This is a genomic window from Collinsella aerofaciens (assembly GCF_032584215.1).
Taxonomy (GTDB): Bacteria; Actinomycetota; Coriobacteriia; order Coriobacteriales; family Coriobacteriaceae; genus Collinsella.
Genome location: NZ_JAWHPN010000127.1, coordinates 1 through 450, shown reverse-complemented (window position 1 = coordinate 450; position 450 = coordinate 1). Strand labels below are relative to the sequence as shown.

At 58.2% G+C, this 450-nt stretch carries 1 protein-coding gene; it reads left to right on the top strand.

Annotated features, from left to right (window positions below; translation table 11 throughout):
• Nucleotides 1-308: hypothetical protein (locus tag RX395_RS10075; protein ID WP_316367373.1), on the top strand; the 308-nt coding region annotated here is incomplete at its 5' end.
• Between the last annotated feature and the right edge of the window lie 142 nt (nt 309-450).

Sequence of the window (450 nt, the reverse complement as noted above, 5' to 3'; positions counted from 1 at the left end):
CTATAACGAAGCCACCAAAAAAAGCAAGAGACTGGGCCATGCTGGGAGAACAGCGGGAAGCGGCGGAGATCGTGGTCAAGTGCTACGCACTGGGCACACACAAGGCGCTGGGCTTTGGCCGGGAGCGCCTGGAGGAGACGATCAAAGCCACGGAAGCTGTGTTCCGGGAGTTTGGAGAGTGGGCAAAGGGCGGGGACTACTTCGGGTACGCCATGCTGGCAAGACGGCTGACAGAAATTCTCGGTGAGCCGGTGGATGTGGACGAAAGCAAGGCTGACGAGCCGATTTTCAGCAAAACGCTGGACTGAGGGTGTTAGAGGGAGACGGCGAACAGAAAGCCGGGAACGGGAGGCGACGATGCAGTTTGAGAGCGTGAAACACATAGCCCAGTATTACAAGGCCATTCCGGGTATGCTGCGCTTGTTGCAGCAGGAACGGGAGGAGCTGGAG